Annotated in this window: 19 protein-coding genes; 1 reads left to right on the top strand and 18 read right to left on the bottom strand. The window is 38.1% G+C overall.

The features are described 5' to 3' along the window. Positions 1 to 75 precede the first annotated feature (75 nt). The 9 genes from fabG to HCB45_RS01575 all read right to left on the bottom strand — a co-directional run bounded on the left by fabG (position 76) and on the right by HCB45_RS01575 (position 9,358). A complete protein-coding gene (fabG, locus tag HCB45_RS01615) occupies positions 76 to 819 on the bottom strand; it encodes a 3-oxoacyl-[acyl-carrier-protein] reductase (RefSeq protein WP_185319029.1) in 744 nt (247 codons plus the stop codon). Between the two features lie 3 nt (positions 820 to 822). Beyond that, positions 823 to 1,764 (bottom strand): ACP S-malonyltransferase, encoded by a 942-nt coding sequence (fabD, locus tag HCB45_RS01610; protein WP_185618448.1) that lies wholly within the window; start codon positions 1,762 to 1,764, stop codon positions 823 to 825. Further along, entirely contained in the window at positions 1,757 to 2,770 is a 1,014-nt protein-coding gene (gene plsX, locus HCB45_RS01605; RefSeq protein WP_185319031.1) for a phosphate acyltransferase PlsX, read from the bottom strand. Before plsX ends, fabD begins: the two co-directional genes overlap by 8 nt. Positions 2,771 to 2,790: 20 nt before the next feature. Further along, the gene (gene fapR, locus HCB45_RS01600) at positions 2,791 to 3,360 is read right to left on the bottom strand and encodes a transcription factor FapR (RefSeq protein ID WP_003736917.1); all 570 of its coding nucleotides are present in this window, start codon (positions 3,358 to 3,360) and stop codon (positions 2,791 to 2,793) included. 181 nt (positions 3,361 to 3,541) lie between these two features. After that, positions 3,542 to 5,590, bottom strand: coding sequence for an ATP-dependent DNA helicase RecG (gene recG / locus HCB45_RS01595; protein WP_185319032.1), 2,049 nt, complete (start codon positions 5,588 to 5,590; stop codon positions 3,542 to 3,544). Next, the gene (sdaAA, locus tag HCB45_RS01590; RefSeq protein ID WP_185319033.1) at positions 5,583 to 6,473 is read right to left on the bottom strand and encodes an L-serine ammonia-lyase, iron-sulfur-dependent, subunit alpha; all 891 of its coding nucleotides are present in this window, start codon (positions 6,471 to 6,473) and stop codon (positions 5,583 to 5,585) included. Before sdaAA ends, recG begins: the two co-directional genes overlap by 8 nt. Positions 6,474 to 6,618: 145 nt before the next feature. Beyond that, entirely contained in the window at positions 6,619 to 7,281 is a 663-nt protein-coding gene (gene sdaAB, locus HCB45_RS01585; RefSeq protein ID WP_185319034.1) for an L-serine ammonia-lyase, iron-sulfur-dependent subunit beta, read from the bottom strand. Positions 7,282 to 7,319: 38 nt separating this feature from the next. Beyond that, the gene (gene fakA / locus HCB45_RS01580) at positions 7,320 to 8,978 is read right to left on the bottom strand and encodes a fatty acid kinase ATP-binding subunit FakA (protein WP_185319035.1); all 1,659 of its coding nucleotides are present in this window, start codon (positions 8,976 to 8,978) and stop codon (positions 7,320 to 7,322) included. 14 nt (positions 8,979 to 8,992) lie between these two features. Beyond that, the gene (locus tag HCB45_RS01575) at positions 8,993 to 9,358 is read right to left on the bottom strand and encodes an Asp23/Gls24 family envelope stress response protein (protein WP_003720130.1); all 366 of its coding nucleotides are present in this window, start codon (positions 9,356 to 9,358) and stop codon (positions 8,993 to 8,995) included. A 297-nt stretch (positions 9,359 to 9,655) separates the two neighbouring features. On the opposite strand from HCB45_RS01575, the gene rpmB reads away from it, so the two are divergent. Beyond that, a complete protein-coding gene (gene rpmB, locus HCB45_RS01570; protein ID WP_003720131.1) occupies positions 9,656 to 9,844 on the top strand; it encodes a 50S ribosomal protein L28 in 189 nt (62 codons plus the stop codon). A 96-nt stretch (positions 9,845 to 9,940) separates the two neighbouring features. On the opposite strand, the gene HCB45_RS01565 is transcribed toward rpmB, so the two are convergent. From HCB45_RS01565 to coaBC, 9 genes are all read right to left on the bottom strand, one after another. Then, positions 9,941 to 10,585 (bottom strand): thiamine diphosphokinase, encoded by a 645-nt coding sequence (locus HCB45_RS01565; protein WP_185319036.1) that lies wholly within the window; start codon positions 10,583 to 10,585, stop codon positions 9,941 to 9,943. Positions 10,586 to 10,648: 63 nt separating this feature from the next. Next, a complete protein-coding gene (rpe, locus tag HCB45_RS01560; protein WP_185319037.1) occupies positions 10,649 to 11,305 on the bottom strand; it encodes a ribulose-phosphate 3-epimerase in 657 nt (218 codons plus the stop codon). A 2-nt stretch (positions 11,306 to 11,307) separates the two neighbouring features. Then, positions 11,308 to 12,183 carry a ribosome small subunit-dependent GTPase A gene (rsgA, locus tag HCB45_RS01555; protein ID WP_185319038.1) on the bottom strand — a complete coding sequence of 292 codons (876 nt, stop codon included), beginning with the start codon at positions 12,181 to 12,183 and terminating at the stop codon, positions 11,308 to 11,310. A 19-nt stretch (positions 12,184 to 12,202) separates the two neighbouring features. Continuing rightward, a complete protein-coding gene (gene pknB, locus HCB45_RS01550; protein WP_185319039.1) occupies positions 12,203 to 14,176 on the bottom strand; it encodes a Stk1 family PASTA domain-containing Ser/Thr kinase in 1,974 nt (657 codons plus the stop codon). Further along, on the bottom strand, positions 14,173 to 14,931 hold the full coding sequence (locus HCB45_RS01545; protein ID WP_185319040.1) for a Stp1/IreP family PP2C-type Ser/Thr phosphatase: 759 nt from the start codon (positions 14,929 to 14,931) through the stop codon (positions 14,173 to 14,175). Before HCB45_RS01545 ends, pknB begins: the two co-directional genes overlap by 4 nt. Positions 14,932 to 14,945: 14 nt before the next feature. Next, positions 14,946 to 16,286, bottom strand: coding sequence for a 16S rRNA (cytosine(967)-C(5))-methyltransferase RsmB (gene rsmB, locus HCB45_RS01540; RefSeq protein WP_185319041.1), 1,341 nt, complete (start codon positions 16,284 to 16,286; stop codon positions 14,946 to 14,948). After that, on the bottom strand, positions 16,287 to 17,225 hold the full coding sequence (gene fmt / locus HCB45_RS01535) for a methionyl-tRNA formyltransferase (protein ID WP_185618446.1): 939 nt from the start codon (positions 17,223 to 17,225) through the stop codon (positions 16,287 to 16,289). Positions 17,226 to 17,238: 13 nt separating this feature from the next. Next, the gene (gene priA / locus HCB45_RS01530) at positions 17,239 to 19,632 is read right to left on the bottom strand and encodes a primosomal protein N' (protein WP_185319043.1); all 2,394 of its coding nucleotides are present in this window, start codon (positions 19,630 to 19,632) and stop codon (positions 17,239 to 17,241) included. 4 nt (positions 19,633 to 19,636) lie between these two features. Continuing rightward, positions 19,637 to 20,836, bottom strand: coding sequence for a bifunctional phosphopantothenoylcysteine decarboxylase/phosphopantothenate--cysteine ligase CoaBC (gene coaBC / locus HCB45_RS01525; RefSeq protein WP_185618444.1), 1,200 nt, complete (start codon positions 20,834 to 20,836; stop codon positions 19,637 to 19,639). Between the last annotated feature and the right edge of the window lie 53 nt (positions 20,837 to 20,889).

The raw sequence follows: 20,889 nt of genomic DNA, 5'->3' as shown, positions 1-20,889 counted from the left end.
AGGATTATTTCTCCTACGTAAACAAAAATATTTAAAGTAATGCGAGCCAAGTAAATTCGCATTCATTCACCAATTTTACATCACCATTCCGCCATCAACAGATAGTGTTTGACCCGTAATATACTTTGATGCATCACTTGCTAGAAAAAGAACTGCATTCGCAATATCTTCAGTTGTTCCGTATGCACCGAGCGGAATTTGTGCTAACATTGCTTCTTTTGTTTTATCATCTAATTTGTCTGTCATTTCTGTTGTAATGAATCCAGGAGCAACAGCATTGACGTTAATACCACGCGGAGCAAGTTCACGAGCAGTTGTTTTCGTTAAACCAATGACGCCTGCTTTACTTGCAACATAGTTTGCTTGACCTGCATTACCAATTAAGCCAACAACAGACGCCATGTTGATAATTTTACCAGCGCGTTGTTTCATCATTGTACGACTTACTGCTTTTGTACAAAGAAATGTTCCTTTTAGGTTGATGTTAATAACGTCATCCCATTCGTCTTCTTTCATACGCATTAATAAATTATCACGCGTAATTCCAGCGTTATTCACGAGAATATCAACACGACCAAAGCGTTCAATTGCTTGTTTGAAAAATGCATCCACATCTTCGGCAATTGCAACATTTGCTTTCATTGCTTCTACTTCAACGCCATGTTCGGCAACGAGTTTTGCTGTTTCTTCCGCAGCTTCTGGGCTACCATTATAATTGAAGAAGATATTCGCGCCTTCTTTAGCTAGTTTGATGGCAATATCACGACCAATTCCACGTGATCCACCTGTTACTACTGCTACTTTGCCTTGTAAAGTCATTTATTATTCTCCTTTCAATGTCGCTGCAACGCTTTTCACTGATTCAGCGTCACCTGCTGTCAGTACAGTTACATCACGATTGATTTTTTTAATTAAGCCAGCTAACACTTTTCCGGCACCAATTTCGACAAATGTATCTACGCCGTTTTTGATTAGTTCTTCGACGATGTCTTCCCATAGTACTGGGGAATAAATTTGTTTGATTAGTTTATCACTAATTTCTGCTTTGTCAGTAGTTTGTTTCGCATCCACGTTGTTTATAACTGGAATGTTGCCGTCTGAAATTTCTACTTCTGCTAAAATATCACGGAAAGCAAGTGCTGCTGGTTCCATTAAACTTGAGTGGAAAGGACCGCTCACAGCAAGTGGTAATACGCGTTTTGCACCATTTTCTTTTGCTTTTTCTCCGGCTTTTTCAACGCCAGCAGTTGTTCCAGAGATAACGATTTGACCTGGACAGTTCAGATTTGCTAATTGAACTGCATCCCCTTTTGATGTTACTTCTTCTGTTACTTTTTTTAATGTTTCTCGGTCTACGCCAAGAACCGCAGCCATCGCACCAGCTCCATTTGGTACAGCTGCTTCCATTAATTCACCGCGTTTACGTACAAGGTAAATCGCATCACTTGCTTCTAAAAATCCACCAGCAACAAGCGCGCTATATTCACCAAGGCTATGTCCTGCTACGTAATCAGCTTTAATTCCATATGTTTCTAATGCACGTAAAATAGCGACACTTGTTGAAACAAGGGCTGGTTGTGCATTTTCAGATTTAGTTAACCGTTCGATTGGGCCTTCTGTAATAACATCTGTGATGGAAAATCCTAATCTTTCGTCAGCATCATCATAGATTTTTTTTGCTTCAGAATATTCTGCTGCTACATCTTGTCCCATGCCAATTTTTTGTGCTCCTTGACCGGGAAATACGAATGCAATTTTAGTCATTAGATTCTGTTCCTCCTACTTTTACTTTATCTACTTCTGCCTTAATTGTTTCAACCACTTGTTTTTCAACCATTTCACGCACTTGACGAATAGTGGTGAAAATACCATTAGCATTGGATGAACCGTGAGCTTTTACAACTGGAGCTTGAACGCCGAACAAACAAGCACCGCCATATTCGCTATAATCCATTTTTGCTTTTAAAGCCATCAAATCTTTTTTCAAGAAACTTGCTGCGACTTTATTTTTAAAGCCATTTAGTAAACTCATTTTTAACATGCTTAGGAAAGCAGCTCCTGTTCCTTCAATTGATTTAAGAACCATATTACCAGTAAATCCATCAGTAACAACTACATCTGCTACATCCATTAATAAATCACGTGCTTCGATGTTGCCAATAAATTCGTAAGCATCTTGATTTTTCATGAGTTCAAATGATTTTTTCGTTAAATCATTTCCTTTTGTTTCTTCTGTTCCAATATTTAAAAGTGCTACACGCGGGCGATCAATTTTACGCACTTTTTCTGCGTAAACCGAGCCCATTAAACCAAATTGAAGTAAATGTTCCGGTTTTGCTTCGGCATTTGCTCCTAAATCAAGCATAACGAAACCTTTCCCTGTTACTGTTGGTAGTGTTGGCGCAAGTGCTGGGCGGTCGATTCCTTTAATACGTCCAATGACAAAGAGTCCAGTAGACATTAAAGCCCCTGTGTTTCCAGCTGAAATACATGCATCTGCTTCTCCGTCTTTTACCGCTTGGGCAGCAAGTACCATAGAAGCTTTTTTCTTCCGTTTTACAGCGCGAACTGGTTCATCATCACTTTCAATTTTTTCATCGGTATGTATGATTTTCACGCGGGTTTTATCTGTTAAATATTCATTAATTTTTGTTTCATCTCCAAAAAGAAGAATTTCGATATCTTTATATTGGGCCACAGCCTTCATCACACCTAAAACAATTTCTTTTGGTGCGTGATCTCCACCCATCGCATCTACAGCAATTTTCATTATACGTCAGTCCTTTATTTTCATTTTTGCGTTGCGTGATACATTTCAAACTTACCTTTGAGTACAATTTCATCTCCAACATAGCTTTTCACGTCTACGATTGTGATAGCCCTGTTGTCTGTTGCCGGACGTACTTTTGCTTTTGCGATGATGCGTTCTCCTTCGTTTACAGAACGAACAAAGCGAACAGTTGCTTGTGTGGTTAAAGCTAGTTCATTTGGGATGACTGCGGTTGCTAAAGAATTAGCTTGAGCAAATAAATGATGCCCACGAGCGATTTTGTTTCTTTTAAAAACATGCTCGCTTCTCACATCAAAGATGGAAATTGCACTCTTACTAAGTTGGATATCAATAATTTCACCAATCACTTCATCAATGGGAAGGCTTTTTACTGCGTCGGCATAATTGACACTCGCTACATGTTTGATTCGCTCTCTGAGTTCAGGGATAGAAAGGGCTACCCTATCTAAACGGATAGTCTGAACACTAACCCCAAATTTTTCAGCAAGTTGCTCATCGGTTATGAAAGGATTTTCTTCAATAGCAACTTGAAGTTTCATTTGTCGATCCTTCTTAGAATATTTTTTCATGCACGGTTCCTCATCTCTTTTTTTGTGAAAGGTATTAACACCAGCTACTAAACACCGGTTAAAAAAAGGAAGTTACCTCTGCTTGATAACCTTCAGAACTTCCTCGTATTTTGTTGGTACTTTAATATGTTATTAAAAATCTATCCAAGTTGCAAGTTTTTTTAAAGTTTGTTACATAGGTTTAATCTAGTTTTTGTTCTGTGAAGACGCCTTCCTCTTCCAGCAGAGCCACTAATTTGGCATATATTTTATTTTCTAACATATTTTCTTCAAAGATCATATGGACAGCATCTTGGCGAGCGATTTCAAGCACACGGTAATCATGAACCATATCAGCAACTTTGAATTCTGGAACACCACTTTGTTTTCTACCGAAGAAATCTCCTGGTCCACGAAGTTCGAGATCGCGTTCGCTGACGACAAAGCCATCGTTTGTTTCTGACATTATCATCATTCGTTCTTTTCCGACCTCGGTTTTTGGATCAGCAATTAAAATACAATAGGATTGATCAGCCCCTCGCCCAACTCGGCCTCTCAGTTGATGCAACTGTGCTAAACCAAAACGATCTGCATCATATATAACCATCATCGTAGCATTCGGAACATTTACGCCAACTTCAACTACAGTAGTAGATACGAGGCAGTCAATTTTTTTATCATTAAAGTCGCGCATAATTTGTTCTTTGTCTGCCGGTAATAGCTTGCCATGCATGAGTCCCGGGACATATTTAGTGCCCCATTTATTTTGTAAAATGTTGAAAACGTCTATCGCATTTTGTACATCGAGTTTTTCGGATTCTTCAATTAATGGACAAATAATGTATACTTGGTGACCTTTATCGATTTCTTTTTCCATAAAACCAATAACCCGATCAAGCATTTGGTGTTTTACCCAGTAGGTTTCAATTTCTTTTCGTCCAGCTGGAAGTTCATCAATGATCGATACATCCATTTCCCCGAAAGCTGTAATTGCAAGCGTTCTAGGGATTGGTGTTGCGGTCATAAATAGCACATCCGGGTATTCGCCTTTTTCACGTAGAACACGACGCTGTGCAACACCAAATCTGTGTTGTTCATCTGTAATAACCAAACCCAGTCGGTGATAAATTACTTCGTCTTGAATCAAAGCATGCGTTCCGATTAAAACATCTATTGATCCATTTTCAAGCATTGCTAGTAATTCTCTACGTTGCTTCCCTTTCACACTACTAGTAAGCAAACCCACTGTAATATCAAAGGGTTGTAATAGCTCTACTAAGGAATTAGCGTGTTGTTCGGCTAAAATTTCGGTTGGCACCATCAGAGCGCTTTGGAAACCACTCTTAGCAGCTGCATACATGGCAATAGATGCTACGACCGTTTTACCTGATCCAACATCGCCTTGCAGTAAACGATTCATATGAAAATGGGATAACATGTCGCCGCAAATTTCATTAACAACTCGTTTTTGCGCTTTTGTTAAGGGGAATGGCAAGGAATCAATATAGTGACGCAAATCTTCTACATCGTAATTAATCGAAATTCCGCCTGATTTCTCGCGTTCGATTTTACGAAAAAATTGCATTTTTAATTGAAATAATAAGAATTCTTCGTAAACCATTCGGCGTCTAGCTTGTTTTAGTTCTTCATTATTTTTTGGGAAATGAAGAACGCGAACAGCTTCTAACCGATTCATTAATTGGTATTTTTCTAGTAAATTACTTGGAATAACTTCTTCTATATCTTTACTATAGCTATCAAAAGCGAGCCTTGTATATTTTTGCATTGTTTTATTGCGCAGCGTTCCTTTTAAGCGATAAACGCCTTCTAATTCTTCTTCACTTTCTACTGCGCCAATTTTAATTTTGCTCGCTGTAACTTGTGCACGACTCTTATCCCATTTGCCAGAAATCGTCACTGTTTCCCCGACACTTATTTTACTTTTTAAATAAGGTTGGTTGAAAAAATCGATTTTGATGACTTGGCCTTCTGTTGACACACGGAAAGAGAGCTTAGATTTTTTTCGACCGTAAAAGGCAACAGTTGCTTCGGTAAGCACTTCCCCTTGAATTGTAATTCGTTCTTCATGGGCTACTTCCGATAAATCTCGCAACCGGTAATCTTCATAGCGATATGGGAAGTTCCATAGTAAATCATGTACGGTCGATAAACCTAGCTCTTTTAATGTTTTAGCTGTTTCTTCACCAATTCCTTTGATTTCAGTTGTCGGGATTCGTTTAAGTTCACTCACGTTTATCTTCTGGCGACAATCCGAAAATCTTCCGCTGAATGGCGCGTCCAGTCGGAGTAGCCGCCAATCCTCCTTCTGCTGTTTCTCTTAAAGAGCTTGGCATTTGTAAACCTACACGGTGCATTGCTTCAATAACTTCATCACACGGGATACGACTTTTAATGCCTGCTAGTGCCATATCAGCTGAAATAATTGCTTGCGAAGAACCAAGCGCATTTCTTTTCACGCATGGTACTTCTACAAGTCCTGCTACTGGATCACAAACAAGGCCAAGCATATTTTTCATTGTCATCGCCATCGCATGCGCAGATTGTTCAGGGGTTCCTCCCGCTGCTGCTACAATCGCTGCTGAAGCCATTGCACTTGCAGAACCAATTTCCGCCTGACAACCACCCGCTGCCCCGCTTATAAAAGCATTATTCGCAACTACATAACCAAATGCTCCAGCTGTGAATAAAAAGTTAACCATATCCTCACGTGTCATTTCAAGGCGATCTTTTAAAGAGAAAAGTACTCCTGGCACAACGCCTGCGCTTCCAGCAGTTGGGGTCGCACAAATAACACCCATAGCTGCATTGACTTCATTCGTTGCAATCGCTTTTGCTACCGAATCTAGCAAAACTTCCCCAGATAAGAAGTTTCCTTTTTGGATATAGTCTTGCATTAAGACAGCATCCCCACCTGTTAATCCAGTAGTTGAAGTAACACCCGCCTCGCCTTCATGAATAGCTTCTTCCATAATATCTAAATTCCGTTCCATCGCAGCCGTTATTTCCTCGCGCGGTAAACCAGAAATACTCATTTCACGTTTAATCATAATTTCTGCAATAGTTAGATTTTCGCGTTCAGCGATGTCTACTAATTCTGCCACAGTTCTAAACATTATCCACACTCACTTTCTATACTATTACCAACATACCTGATTTACAACTCAAAATAAAGCCAAATGCACGTTTTATTTACGCGCATTTGGCTTTACACAAATCGAGCGAAAGCCACCGATTCACTAAAGATAAGTAACAAAACGATTAAATCATGACACTTGCTACTTGATAAATCCCTGGTAATTCAGCAATTTTGCTTATTAGATTTTGTTCAACTTGTTGATCAACCTCAATTACCATTAAAGCTTCATCGCCCTTAACTTTACGCGATACTTTCATTTGACCGATATTGATTTTATGGTCTGCAATCACGGAAGATACTGCAGCAATTGCGCCAAATTTGTCTTGATGTAAAATAAGGATAGCTGGAGCAGTTCCAGTGAATTCTAGTTCAAATTCATTTAAGCGAATAATTTCTACTTTCCCGCCACCTATGGATGCACCAATTAAGGTCATTTGTTGCATGCCATGTTTTAACACTAATTTTACGGTGTTAGGATGAGGAGGCTCTTCTACTTCTTCAATAAACTGGATGCGCATGCCCCAATCTTCTGCAAGTTTGGCAGATTCTTTCATCCGTGGATCATCAGGCTCAAAACCAAGTAATCCACCGATCAGCGCCACATCTGTTCCGTGGCCTTTATACGTTTTAGCAAAAGAACCATATAAATGAATATCTACTTGGGATGGTTGTTCATTAAAAACAGCTCGTGCAATGGCACCAATACGACTAGCACCGGCAGTATGAGAACTGGATGGACCAATCATTACTGGACCAATAATATCAAACACGCTATTAAATTTCACTAAAATCACCCTTCCTTCTATTCATTTAAAACAAGTCTTTACTCTACCGCAAAAATATACGGATAAACTGGTTGGCCACCTTCATGAATCTCTACTTCTATGTCTGGGAATGCTTCTGTTATTTTGTCTGCTAAAAGTTCTGCTTTTTTAGCATCTGCATCTTCCCCGAAAATAATAGTAACAATTTCACTATCATCATCAAGTAATTTTTCTAATGTTTCATAAGCAGCTTCTTCTAAAGTTTCTCGGCTGACTTTGATTTTACCTTCTACCATACCGATAAAACTATCTTTTTTAATTACAACGCCCTCCACTGTAGTGTCTCTTACAGCTGTTGTAACCTGCCCACTTGCTATCTCCTGAATTGCTTCTCTCATCGCTTCAGCATTGGAAGTGAAATCTTGATCTGGTTGGAAAGTAAGCACAGCAGTAAGCCCTTGTGGAATTGTTTTAGTTGGGATGATTTGTACTTTATCTTCTCCAAGAATTTGTGCCGCTTGTTCTGCAGCCATTTGGATATTTTTATTATTTGGAAGAACAAAAACTTGTTCTGCATTTGCTGATTCAATGGCTTTTACAATATCTTCTGTACTTGGATTCATTGTTTGACCACCAGAAAGAACAATGGAAACACCCATGCTTTCAAATAGTTTTTTTAATCCTTCTCCTGCTGAAACTGTAACGATACCATAAACCGCTTTTTCTTTAGTAGTCGCTTTATTATCGCCAACAATTTCATTATGCTGTTCACGCATATTTTCTACTTTCATTTTAAGAAGACTACCATATTGTTGACCGTAATTTAAAACTTCACCGGGATGTTCTACATGGACATGTACTTTTACGACTTCATCATCTGCTGCTACAAGTAAAGAATCACCTAGTTCACTTAAGTCTTGACGGAATTGTTCTTCATCAAAAGGTTTTAACCCTGGTTTATTTTCGTTAATCTTAACAATAATTTCTGTACAATAACCAAAATGAATATCCTCAGTAGACATAAAATCTTGCACGTGGCGATGATGTTCTGCATTAATTAATTCGCCCATTGATGCCATATAATCAGGTGCTTCAGCCATTTTACCTGTTAGTACCCCGTAAAATCCTTCATAAATAATAATTAGCCCTTGGCCACCACTATCGACAACACCAACTTCTTTTAAAACTGGAAGTAAATCGGGTGTTTTTTCAAGAGCAATTTTTCCTTGTTTTAAAATTGCTTCCATTACTAATTCGATTTCTTGATGTTCATTTGCGGCAAGAACACCCGCTTTGGCAGCTTCACGTGCTACAGTTAAAATAGTTCCTTCAACTGGCTTCATTACTGCTTTATAAGCTGTCTCTACGCCTTTTACAAATGCACTTGCAAATTCTTCTGCATTAAGTGTTTCTTTATTTTCAATCGCTTTAGAAAAACCTCGGAAAAGTTGGGATAAAATAACACCAGAATTTCCACGAGCTCCCATCAATAAACCTTTTGCAAGATTTGCTCCAACAGCGCTAATCGTTTCTTTGTCATTTTTCGCTACTTCTTCTGCTCCACTAGTCATGGATAAGTTCATATTTGTACCCGTGTCACCATCTGGAACCGGGAAAACGTTTAATGAATCAACAAAATCAGCATTTTTTGCTAAATTCTCTGCTCCAAGCGCTATCATCGCTGCAAATTTCTCTGGATCTAACTGATATATACTCACTTACATAATCCTCCTTATGATTCCTTGATTACTCGGACACCTTGAACATAAATATTCACTGATTCCACTGTAATACCGAGTGTTTTCTCTAGGGTATATTTCACACGCTCTTGTACGTTATGAGCTACCTCTGAAATTTTAGTTCCAAAGCTAACAATAATATACATGTCAATATGTATACCTTCTTCTTCTTGTCTTACAATAACACCTTTTGTATAATTTTCTCTTCTAAGAATGTCTGTTAAACCATCACGTATTTGATGTCTACTTGCCATACCTACTATTCCAAAATTTTCTTCGGCAGCACCGCCAGCGATTGTTGCGATAACATCACTAGTAATATCAATTTTACCAAGCTTTGTGTCGATTTCGATTGCCATTCTATATTCCTCCCTACGGATTATATTCTCGTTCAATTATTTTTTATTATTGTTTTTATTTGTTCGTTTAGTTGTCCTTACCTATTTTACTATAATCACAGCCCTTTGGAAAGCATATCACAAATTTGACTGGTTAAATCCGTATTTATGCTGTCAAGTAAAAATTCTTTGCACTATTTTCGCATATCCTCTTGCAAAGTATACTTGTTTATGATAAATTATTCTAGTGTATGAAAAACAAATGGATAGATTATTTTAAATAAATTATCCGAAGAGCTCTGTAAGGAGGGGTAAACTATGGCTAAAGAATGTGTTATTACAGGCCGCAAATCACGTTCCGGTAACAAACGTTCCCACGCAATGAACTCCAGCAAACGTACTTGGAAAGCTAACTTGCAAAAAGTACGGATTCTGGTTAACGGCAAACCTAAAAAAGTTTGGGTATCTGCTCGTGCGCTTAAATCTGGTAAAGTGGAACGCGTTTAATCGAAGGAGAAATCAAGTGCAGCGACAATTATGTCGGTGCATTTTTTCTTTGTCTACAAATTAAAAAATACAGGCGAAAATCACCCGTATTTCTCATTAATCATTACTTTGTGTTAATAAAATCATTCCAGTTTTAAAAGAAAACTCTCCAATGTGATTGACAAATTCATTACTCGAAAGTGCAGAACCTACTGGGTAAGTAGCATTATCAAGTGGATAAACGAATCCTTTTAGCGTAAGTCCTGTAACATCTTTCATTGTTGTAAATGCTACATATTTTTTATCGGGTAGTTTTTCAATTGTGTAGCTCCCTGGGGTATACATTTTGATATAGTTATAACGGTCAATCATTTCAACTACTGGTACTGCTTTTAAAAATCGCGGCTTTGTTAACATCATCAGATTCGCAAGTAAGTGGTCTAAACGGCCTCCTGTTGCTCCAAAAATACGTATCTTATCTGGTTTCTGTTCCATTGCCCAGCTTAGCCCAATTTCTGTATCTGTTTCATCCTTTTCAGCAGGAAATTCATGTACATCAGCCACTTTTGTTTTTAAATCTGCTAGTTCCTCTTTTGTTAACGAATCAAAATCTCCCATAGCAACTGTCGGAACAATTCCCCTATCTAATAAACGCTTAGCCCCGCGGTCTACGCCAACCCAACTAATATCTGTATTCGTATATTGTATTAAATCAGGAATTTCTGACGCAGGTCCACCAACCATGATATTAATTATTTTCATATTTGTGTTCCCTTCTTTCCTAACAAATAAGGCTGGAACGAAAAATCTGTCCCAGCCCCAATATTATTCGCCTACAATAGCTCGTAATTTGTCAATTGGCGTTTGACGATTTTTATTTCCATAAATATAACTTCCAGCTACAAAAACATTTGCACCAGCGTCACGACATAGTTTCGCAGTTTCGTGATCCACACCACCATCTACTTCGATTTCGATGTCTAAGCCTTTTTCATTCACGATTTTTTTAAAGGAAGAAATTTTTTCTAGTACTTCTGGAATAAATTTTTGTCCACCAAAACCAGGATTTACTGTCATAAATAAAACCATATCTAGTTCATTTAAAACATGTTGTATTACGTCAATTGGTGTAGCTGGATTAAGAACTGCGCCTGCTTTTACACCGTACGAACGGATGAGTTGTAACGTACGATGAAGATGCGTGCACGCTTCCACATGAACGGTAATATAATCAGCACCTGCTTTTGCAAATTCAGGGATGTATGTATCAGGATTTTCAATCATTAAATGAACATCAAGTGGTAATTTTGTTTCTGGACGAATTGCTTTTACGACAGCGGGACCGAAAGTGATATTTGGAACGAAATGTCCGTCCATTACATCAATATGGATGTAATCCGCGCCGTAATTTTCTACTTCTTTAATATCTCTTGCAAGATTTGCAAAGTCTGCACTTAAAATCGAAGGAGCTATTTTCCCCATTTTTAATACCTCGGCTTTCTGTTTTTTAATTCTTGTAAAATTTGGATGTAGTGTTTATAACGAAAATCTGCTATTTCATTGGCTTCAACAGCTGTTTTTACGGCGCAACTGGGCTCATTGTCATGCATGCAACCCCGGAATTTACAGCCACTACGACGATCTTCCATTTCTGGAAAACAAAATTGTAAAGTTTCTGGTTGTAAATCGTCCCATTCAATCGAACTAAAGCCAGGAGTATCTGCTACAAAACCATCTCCAATCGGCATTAGTTCTACATGCCTAGTGGTGTGTTTACCTCGTCCAAGTGAGTTTGATATTTCGGCCGTTTTTAAGGTTAAATCACTATTTAGACTATTTAATAAGGTTGACTTCCCTACACCTGATTGCCCGGCTATAACTGCGGTTTTACCACTAATATAATCTTTAATTGCTTCTTTATCCGGTTCATCATTGGTTACAAAAACATCGTAACCAATCGTTTCATATACTTCTTTATAGACAGCGATTTGTTCTTTTTCTACATCTGTCGCTAAATCCATTTTACTAATACAAATAACAGGCTGAATGTCTTCTTTTTCAATTGCGACTAAGAAACGATCTGCCAGGTTTGTAGAAAAATCTGGTTCTACTGCTGAAAATACAAGAATCGCAATATCGATGTTTGCCACAGGAGGACGAACTAAGGCATTCTCCCGAGATAGTACATCTAAAATATAGCCATCCGTCTTATTTTCTACTTGAAATTCTACATCATCGCCAACTAGGGGGGAAATATTTCGTTTTCTAAAATTCCCCCGCGCCCTGCATTGGTATATTTTTCCTTCAGAGAATACATAGTAAAATCCGCTCAACGCTTTGATAATTTGTCCTTCCAGCACATTTCCTCCGTTCTCTTTTTTAATTTGGATAAGGGACTGTACCTTCATCGATTACTTTATCGTCACTGATAATTTTATAACCTGCGCTAGAACCTTCTTCAATTTGGAAAGTTACTTCTATTGAAGTATTTTGAGTAATATTCATTTCTCGGTATGCACTTGTCATACTATGATCTTTATCTTGTATATAAATTTGGACTTTCTGTGGTTGTGGATTTTCTTCATCGCTTGGTGTGTAAGGAATATTAAATGTTTTTGTAACTTCTTTAACTTGTTTTTCTTTTGGCCCTGCAGAAATGACGATTTCGATCGTATCACCCGTATTCATTGTCGTTCCAGCTGACGGGGATTGCGAAATTACTTGCCCTTTTTCGACGGAGCTAGAATTTTCTTCCTTACTTGAAACTTTAAGTCCAAGTGGTGAAGCATAATCTTCTACAGCTGTTTTTGTATAACCACGAAGGTCTATTAGTGTTATTGGTTCAGCGCCCTTACTTACCACAAACTTCACATCTGTAGACTTAGCAACTACTTCTGTTCCTTGAGTTGGTGTTTGGCTAATAATCATTCCTTTACCAACTTCAGAACTATAGACTTCTTCTGCAGAAATATTGTTGAAACCTTGTTGCTCTAACAAAGTTTTAGTTTCAGAGTAACTTCTGCCAGTATAGTCTTCCATAGTAATTTTCTTAGAGCCTATACTTACAAATAAATTGATTTTTGTTCCTTTTTCTTTCATTTCACCCGCTGATGGATCGGTATTAATAACTTTGCCTTCTTCCACGTCATCGCTATTTTTTTCTACTGTTTTCCCAATAACAAAACCGTCTTTTTGAAGTAAGGCAATTGCTTGATCTTCTGTTTTACCAGAAACATCGGGAACAGCGACTTCATCTGGACTTTTACCTAAAAGCCATAATAGTAAAATTCCAATGATGAAAAGGACGATAACCGAAGAAACAATTAAAATAATCTTCTTTTTCTTACTCATTTTTTTCTTCTTTTTACCTTTTTTGTCTTCAGTAACCACTTCTTCTGCAGCTACTTTACCTTCTGGGACAATAGTTTTATCTAAATTTTGCATTGCTTCTTTAGTTGCGATAATTGGAATTGTTTTTGTGTCTCCATCATCATCATTTGTCGGAAAAACATATTTAGGTTCATTCAGACGATCTTTATTTAAGCAAGTTTGTAAATCTTTTTCCATTTCTTCTGCATTTTGATAACGTAAAAATGGATCTTTTGCTGTTGCTTTCATAATAATATTTTCTAAGCTTTGTGGGATCTCTGGATTTTGCGCTCTAGCAGATGGAATTTCTGCTTGTAAATGTTTAATAGCGATAGAAACAGCTGATTCTCCATCAAAAGGAACCTTTCCAGTCAGAAGTTCGTATAAAACTATTCCAAGCGAATAAATGTCTGATTTTTGTGTTGCCATCCCACCTCTAGCTTGTTCTGGTGATAAATAATGGACGGAACCAAGTAAAGAATTTGTTTGGGTGATGGATGTTTCAGAAAGCGCCATCGCAATCCCAAAATCTGTAATTTTTACCACGCCATCATGATCAATTAAAATATTTTGAGGTTTTAAATCGCGGTGAATAATATGATGCTGATGGGCGATTGCTACTGCTGAAACGATTTGAAGCATGATATCTACAGCTTTTTCGTAGCTAATCGGATGATTTTCTTGAATATACTGTTTTAAATCCATTCCATCTACATGTTCCATCACTATATAATGTAAATCATTTTCTTCACCAACATCATACACACTAACTATATTAGGATGTACTAAGCTAGTTGCTGATTGGGCTTCACGTTGGAACCGACGGATAAGGTTGCTTTCATCTGCTAAATCAATCCGTAAAATTTTTACAGCTACATCCCTGTCAAGAATTATGTCATGCGCAAGGTATACATTGGCCATTCCGCCTCCGCCTATCGCATGTAAAATTTTGTATCGATCATTTAGTCGTTTACCAATCATCATGAAGCATCCCTCCCTTTTTGCATCAGATTTCTCTCTACTAACAACACAGTAATATTATCTTCTCCCCCGTAAGAATTCGCTTTTGTAATAAACACATCTGCTTTTTCAGAAAGAGTTCGTTTGCTTTTTAGAATTTCTTCCATTTCAGCTTCTGGAACCATATTAGTTAAGCCATCCGAACAAAGTAATAATGTATCACTTGTTTGAAACGGGACTACAAATGTGTCCACTTCTACTTTGCCTTCAACACCTAGTGCTCGTAAAAGAATATTTTTTCGCGGATGATTCATCGCATCTTCTTTACTGATTTCACCAGTTCTTAAAAGCTCGTGTACAAGTGAGTGGTCTTCAGTTAATTGGCGCATTGCATTATTTTGAAGTAAATAACCTCGGCTATCCCCTACATTGGCGATAACTACTTGTGACTGAGCCATAATTGCTGCAACAAGGGTTGTACCCATACCATTTAAATCCATTTCACTTTCCGCGTAAAGTACAATTTCTTTATTGACTTCTTGGATTGTTTTTTGAAGCCACTTTTCGATTTCTTCCGCGGTTAAAAGAGCGGTTGTTTCTTTCCACGCATCGCTAAGTAAACGGACTGCCATTTCGCTCGCTACATCTCCCGCGCGGTGCCCACCCATACCGTCTGCAACAATAACAATTGGCTGCTTATCTTTATTTTCAAACACGCCGCCATTGTCTTCATTATGATGTCTTATTCTACCCCTGTCTGTTCTAAATTCTGCATGCATTTATACGCACCTCACTATTTTTCAAGACTCACTTTTCTTAAGCTGGAAACAAAGAAACCATCGCTTCCAATATCTGTTGGTAAAAGTTGTACAACATCGTCCTTCTTAATTTGTGCCAATTTTTCAGGAAGTACTACTGGTTCTAGTATGAATTCTGGATGTTTTTCTAGGAATGCGCGCAAAACCGTTTCATTTTCTTCCTTATCAATGGTACAAGTACTATAAACTAATATACCATTTTCTTTTATTAATTGGCTAACATCATCTAAAATTGCTAGTTGAATTTCTGCTAATTTATGAATATCTTTTTCTGATTTTGCGTATTTAATATCTGGTTTTCTACGCAGAACACCAAACCCTGAACATGGAGCATCAACTAAAATACGGTCAAATGTTTCTGGTTCAAACATGGTACTTGCGGTTCTCGCATCTAAATGCGCTGTACGAATATTTAATAGTTGTAATCTTTTTGCGGCTTGATTAATCAGTTTTGTTTTCTTTTCATGAATATCAAGTGCATGAACCATACCCGTGCCGTGCATTTTCTCCGCGATATGGGTTGTTTTCCCGCCAGGAGCGGCGCAAGCATCTAGTACAGTTAAATTGTCTTCTAATTGAAGCGCATAAGCTACAAGCATTGAGCTTTCATCTTGAATACTACATTTACCGTCTTTATAAGCTTTGGTTTCTGCTACGGAGCCTTTTTCAACAAGTAAAGCCTCATGGATAAATTCATTGCGTGTAACAGTGATACCTTGGTCATTCAATTCTTTGATTAGTTGCTCGGCGCGAATTTCCGTCTCATTGACACGGATACTTTGGTGTGGAGCTACTAAGAACGCTAGTCCGATTTCACGCAGTTTTTCAAGGCCATATTGATCAGCCCATCGTCTTGCTAACCATTCCGGCAAGCTTGTTTCGACAGCGATTTTTTGCACTGGGTCTTTGATTAACTCAATACTTGGTACGCCTTTACGAATAACATTTCGCAACACTCCGTTGACAAATTTTGTTACGCCTTGGTGTCCAAGATCTTTAGCAATATCACCAGCTTCATTTAAAATCGCATGCTCTGGAACTTTATCTAAAAAGGTTAATTGATAAACGGACATTCTTAGTAAATTTTTCACCCAGTTATCTGGTTCTTTATTTAAAAACGGAGCTAAATAGTAATCAAGTGTAATTTTACGCTGTGTTGTCCCGTATACCAACTCTGTTAAAAGTCCTTTATCAAGTGGATTTAATTTTTGTTTTTTTAGTGCATCGTTAATTAACAGATGGCTATATGACTGATTGTTTTCGATTTTAATAATAAGTTCTAAAGCTATCGCACGAACTGTTTTTTGTTTTTTCATTTATTCACCAAACCTTGTTGTTTTGCTTAGATTTCTACCAGCACCAGACATGAACGAATGAATATCCATCTTCGGCTTTCCAGCTGGTTGTATTACTGTTGGGACAATGAGAGTACCATCACCTGCTACGATTTTTAGTGTTGATTTATCCGTTAAAATCGTACCTGGTGCACCCGTTGTTTTTGTATCTTCAAATGTTGCTTCCCAAATTTTAAAAGGTTTTTCTTCAAGCGTTGTATAAGCGACTGGCCAAGGAGAAAGTCCACGAATTTGGTTAAAAATCGTTCGGCCTGATTTTTCCCAATTAATTTTTTCTTGTTCTCTAGAAATATTTCGCGCGAAAGTTACTTTTTCAGGGTCTTGCGCTATAGCAGTAATTTTTCCTGCTAAAAAGTCCGGTAAGGTATCCATTAATAGCTCGGCACCGAGCTTACTTAATTTATCAAACATAGTACCTGTATTATCTTCCTCTGTAATAGGGATTTTACGCTGACTAATCATATCGCCAGCATCCAATTTTTCAACCATATACATAATGGTAACACCTGTTTCTGTTTTGCCATCAAGCAGTGCATAATGAACTGGCGCACCGCCGCGATATTCTGGTAAAAGTGATGCGTGAACGTTGATTGCGCCATGCTTTGGTGATTCAAGTAAATTATTTGGTAAAATTTGTCCATATGCAGCTGTGACAAGTAAATCAGCCTGAAGTGCAATCAGTTCTTCTAATTCGCTAGATGTCCGTAATTTTTCTGGTTGGTAGACTGGAATACCTAATTCTAAAGCAGCTTTTTTTACTGGCGGTGGTGTTAAAACTCGTTTGCGTCCAACTGGTCTGTCTGGCTGTGTAACAACTGCAACTACATCATACGTGCTGGCTAATTGTGTTAAAACGGGAACAGAAAATTCAGGTGTACCCATAAAAATAATTTTTGTCATCGGTTTGCTCCTTTTACATTAGTACATAAGGTTGTACGTCAATGGTTATAGTTAAGCCTTTTTGTTGGTCTTTTTGATAATGAGTAATTAAGGTTTTTAATTCTTTTTTCAAGTTTGGTTCGATTTTATATTTAATAATACATTGGTAACGATATTTGTTTTTTATTCTAGTAATAGTGCTAGGTACTGGACCAAGAATAACGGCATCGGGACCTAACTTACCTCGTAAAAACTGTGCCATTTCTTGTATAGTTCGAATGGCTTTCATTTCATTTTCATCACTGACATTAATCATCGTTAAATAGTAAAAAGGCGGGTAGGCCCCCATTTTCCGTAACTGCATTTCGTGATTATAAAAACCGATAAAGTCATGTTTTTTAGCAAATTCAATGCTGTAATGCTCTGGGTTGTAGCTTTGAACAACCACCTCACCTGTACGCTCATGGCGTCCAGCTCGTCCACTTACTTGGGTAAGAAGTTGAAAAGTCCGTTCTGAGGCACGAAAATCTGGCAAATGAAGCATGGTGTCAGCGTTTAATACGCCAACCAAGGTAATATCTGGGAAATCGAGCCCTTTAGCAATCATTTGTGTTCCGAGTAAAATATCAGCTTCATGATTACGAAAGCTTTTAAGTAATTTTTCATGGGCGCCTTTTGTTCTTGTTGTATCGACATCCATGCGAATCACACGTGCTTCTGGAATTAATTTCGTCAGGCTTTCTTCTACTTTTTGTGTTCCTGTTCCAAAGTAACGAATATGCTCACCTTCACAGCTTGGGCATTTTTGCGGGACACGTTCTTCATGACCGCAGTAGTGACATTTCATTTGGTTACTTGATTGATGATATGTGAGCGAAATATCACAGTTAGGACATTCCACGACATAACCACAATCACGACACATTACAAAAGAAGAATAACCACGCCGATTTAGCATTAATACCGTTTGCTCTTTTTTAGCAATTCGATCTTTGATTTTTTCTAGCAATTCAGTGGAAAATTCGGTGCGATTTTCTTTACGTAGTTCTTCACGCATGTCTACTACACGAACTTCTGGCATCGCTCGCTCATTCACTCGACTAGGAAGTTCGATCAATGTATAAACACCTTTTTTCGCCCTAGCAAAAGATTCAAGGGATGGTGTCGCGCTCCCGAGAACAACTGGACATTGATATTTAACCGCGCGCCAAATCGCTACATCTCTTGCATGGTAGCGCGGATTGTCTTCTTGTTTATAACTCGCTTCGTGTTCTTCATCAATAATAATAATGCCCAAATTCTCAAATGGTGCAAATACAGCTGAGCGAGCTCCAACGACAACTCGTGCTTCTTTACGTTCAATTTTACGCCATTCATCGTATTTTTCTCCAGAAGAAAGTGCACTGTGTAATACTGCAACTTCACTTCCAAAACGGCTTTTAAAACGCTCTACCATTTGTGGGGTAAGAGAAATTTCTGGTACTAAAACGATAGCTTCTTTACCTTCTTTTAGTTTTGCTTCAATTGTTTGTAGATAGATTTCTGTTTTTCCGCTTCCAGTAACACCATGTATTAAGAATGTTTCTTGCTCCGTTGCTGCGGTAATTTTCTCACAGGCTATCGCTTGATTTGGTAGCAACTGGAGCGATTCGCTTTTTTCAAATTGATGATGTTGATATGGATCACGTGAAATGATTTTTTCTTGGATAGTGAGTATGTTTAAATCCACTAGTTTTTTAATGGTTGCATCGGTCGTTTCAGCTTGTTTTTTTAACTCAGTGATGGGGATTTCTGTTCCTTCATATGCCTGAAAAAATGCTAATACACGTGATTGTGCTTTGGCATTTTTAGGCATATCTTCTATTATTTCAGCTAGTTGGTGTGGCGTTTTTAAGCAGTTAACAACACGAACTTTTTTGTTAGTAATTTTATTTTTCACTTGGTAGACAACTTCTACACTACCTTCTCTCACCCATTTACTAATTTCTTTAAGTAAGCCTCGTGTTTCTGCAACTTTCCAATCAAGTGTTTCATAACCTTCGAATAAGCGTTCTAATTCTTCATTTTCTTCCTCTAAGCGCAAAAAATATTTTTCATATTTCGCTCGTAATGCAGCAGGCAACATGGCTTGATAAGCAGAAACGCGAAAACTAAGCGTCTCCTCTGCTAACCAATCCCCAAGTTCCATCAACTCCTCATTTAAAACAGGCGCTAAATCCATCACTGCCTCAATACCTTTTAATTTTGGATTTTCTTCTGTTTTACCAAGCGAAATGACAAAGCCTTGTATTTTTCTATTCCCGAATGGGACACTTACTCGCATGCCAGGACGAATAAGTTCTTCTAAATCTTCTGGAATATAGTAATCAAAGGGACGGTCCACTTGCATGGCTGGAACGTCCACTATCACTTTTGCTATATTAATCATTTGTTCACTTCCTTAAAAAGTTAGCGGCTTCTTTAATGATATATTCAGCAACTTCTTTTTTATCTAATATTGGTAACGCTTCGCTAGAACCATCTTTCCGGTAAAATGTCACGATGTTTGTGTCACCAGAAAAACCTGCACCGGCTTCGCTAATATTGTTTGCGACAATCATATCAGCGTTTTTAGATGTCAGTTTTTTGCGTGCATTTACTTCTAAATTCTCTGTTTCAGCGGCAAAACCAATTACAACTTGTTCTGCAGTTTTTTGTTGACCAATTTCGAGTAAAATATCTTTCGTTCGTTTCATTTCAATCGTAAAATCACCCGGCTGTTTTTTAATTTTTTGGTCTGAAACTTGCGCTGGTGTGTAATCGGCAACTGCTGCTGTCATCACGAAAATAGCCTGTGTCTCTTTACGTTCATTTACGGCTTGGTACATTTCTTCTGCTGATTCCACATAGATAGCTTCAACACCAGGAGGTGCTGGAAGCGTCTCGCTCGTAGTAACTAGCGTGACATTCGCACCATGACGTGCTGCTGATTCTGCTATACTGAAGCCCATTTTCCCTGTTGAGTGATTAGTGAAATAGCGGACTGGATCTAATTTTTCACGAGTCGCGCCAGCTGTTACTAGTACATTTTTCCCCTGAAGTAGGTCTTTATCTTCTTGAAAAAATTCCGCAATACGGAGAACGATTTTTTCTGGTTCTTCGAGACGCCCGCGGCCAACATAGCCACATGCCAAGTAACCTTCTTCTGGTTCGATAAAACGGACACCATCTGTATATAACCTGTTAATATTGCGAATGACTGCTGGGTGCTGGATCATGTGGACATTCATCGCTGGTGCTACCCAAACAGGTGCCTCTGTTGCAAGAATGGTCGTGGTTACCATATCGTCTGCGATGCCATTTGCCATTTTGCCAATCACATTTGCGGTAGCTGGTGCGACAATTACTAAATCGGCCCAATCAGCTAAGTCAATATGCGCGACCACACTTGATTTTTTTTCGTCAAATGTATCTGTGTATACATCATTTTTAGATAATACTTGGAACGAAAGCGGTGGAACAAATTCCTGAGCATGTTCTGTCATCATCACTTTGACGTTTGCTCCTGCTTGCGTTAATTTACTTGTAAGTGCGACTGCTTTATAAACAGCAATGCCACCGGACACTGCGAGTAAGATATTTTTTCCTTGCATTGACAAGTCACCTCATTTTAATATAAAAATCATTAATTCTATTATACCTTAAA

Source organism: Listeria farberi (assembly GCF_014229245.1).
In the GTDB taxonomy this organism is placed as follows: Bacteria; Bacillota; Bacilli; order Lactobacillales; family Listeriaceae; genus Listeria; species Listeria farberi.
This window is presented reverse-complemented; position numbering and strand designations above follow the sequence as displayed.

Coding starts and splice junctions, on each gene's coding strand:
- fabG (WP_185319029.1), bottom strand. CDS start 819: ATGACTTTACAAGGCAAAGTAGCAGTAGTAACAGGTGGATCACGTGGA.
- fabD (WP_185618448.1), bottom strand. CDS start 1,764: ATGACTAAAATTGCATTCGTATTTCCCGGTCAAGGAGCACAAAAAATT.
- plsX (WP_185319031.1), bottom strand. CDS start 2,770: ATGAAAATTGCTGTAGATGCGATGGGTGGAGATCACGCACCAAAAGAA.
- fapR (WP_003736917.1), bottom strand. CDS start 3,360: ATGAAAAAATATTCTAAGAAGGATCGACAAATGAAACTTCAAGTTGCT.
- sdaAA (WP_185319033.1), bottom strand. CDS start 6,473: ATGTTTAGAACTGTGGCAGAATTAGTAGACATCGCTGAACGCGAAAAT.
- HCB45_RS01575 (WP_003720130.1), bottom strand. CDS start 9,358: ATGGCAATCGAAATCGACACAAAGCTTGGTAAAATTGATATTACTAGT.
- rpmB (WP_003720131.1), top strand. CDS start 9,656: ATGGCTAAAGAATGTGTTATTACAGGCCGCAAATCACGTTCCGGTAAC.
- HCB45_RS01565 (WP_185319036.1), bottom strand. CDS start 10,585: ATGAAAATAATTAATATCATGGTTGGTGGACCTGCGTCAGAAATTCCT.
- rpe (WP_185319037.1), bottom strand. CDS start 11,305: ATGGGGAAAATAGCTCCTTCGATTTTAAGTGCAGACTTTGCAAATCTT.
- pknB (WP_185319039.1), bottom strand. CDS start 14,176: ATGATGATTGGTAAACGACTAAATGATCGATACAAAATTTTACATGCG.
- HCB45_RS01545 (WP_185319040.1), bottom strand. CDS start 14,931: ATGCATGCAGAATTTAGAACAGACAGGGGTAGAATAAGACATCATAAT.
- rsmB (WP_185319041.1), bottom strand. CDS start 16,286: ATGAAAAAACAAAAAACAGTTCGTGCGATAGCTTTAGAACTTATTATT.
- fmt (WP_185618446.1), bottom strand. CDS start 17,225: ATGACAAAAATTATTTTTATGGGTACACCTGAATTTTCTGTTCCCGTT.
- priA (WP_185319043.1), bottom strand. CDS start 19,632: ATGATTAATATAGCAAAAGTGATAGTGGACGTTCCAGCCATGCAAGTG.
- coaBC (WP_185618444.1), bottom strand. CDS start 20,836: ATGCAAGGAAAAAATATCTTACTCGCAGTGTCCGGTGGCATTGCTGTT.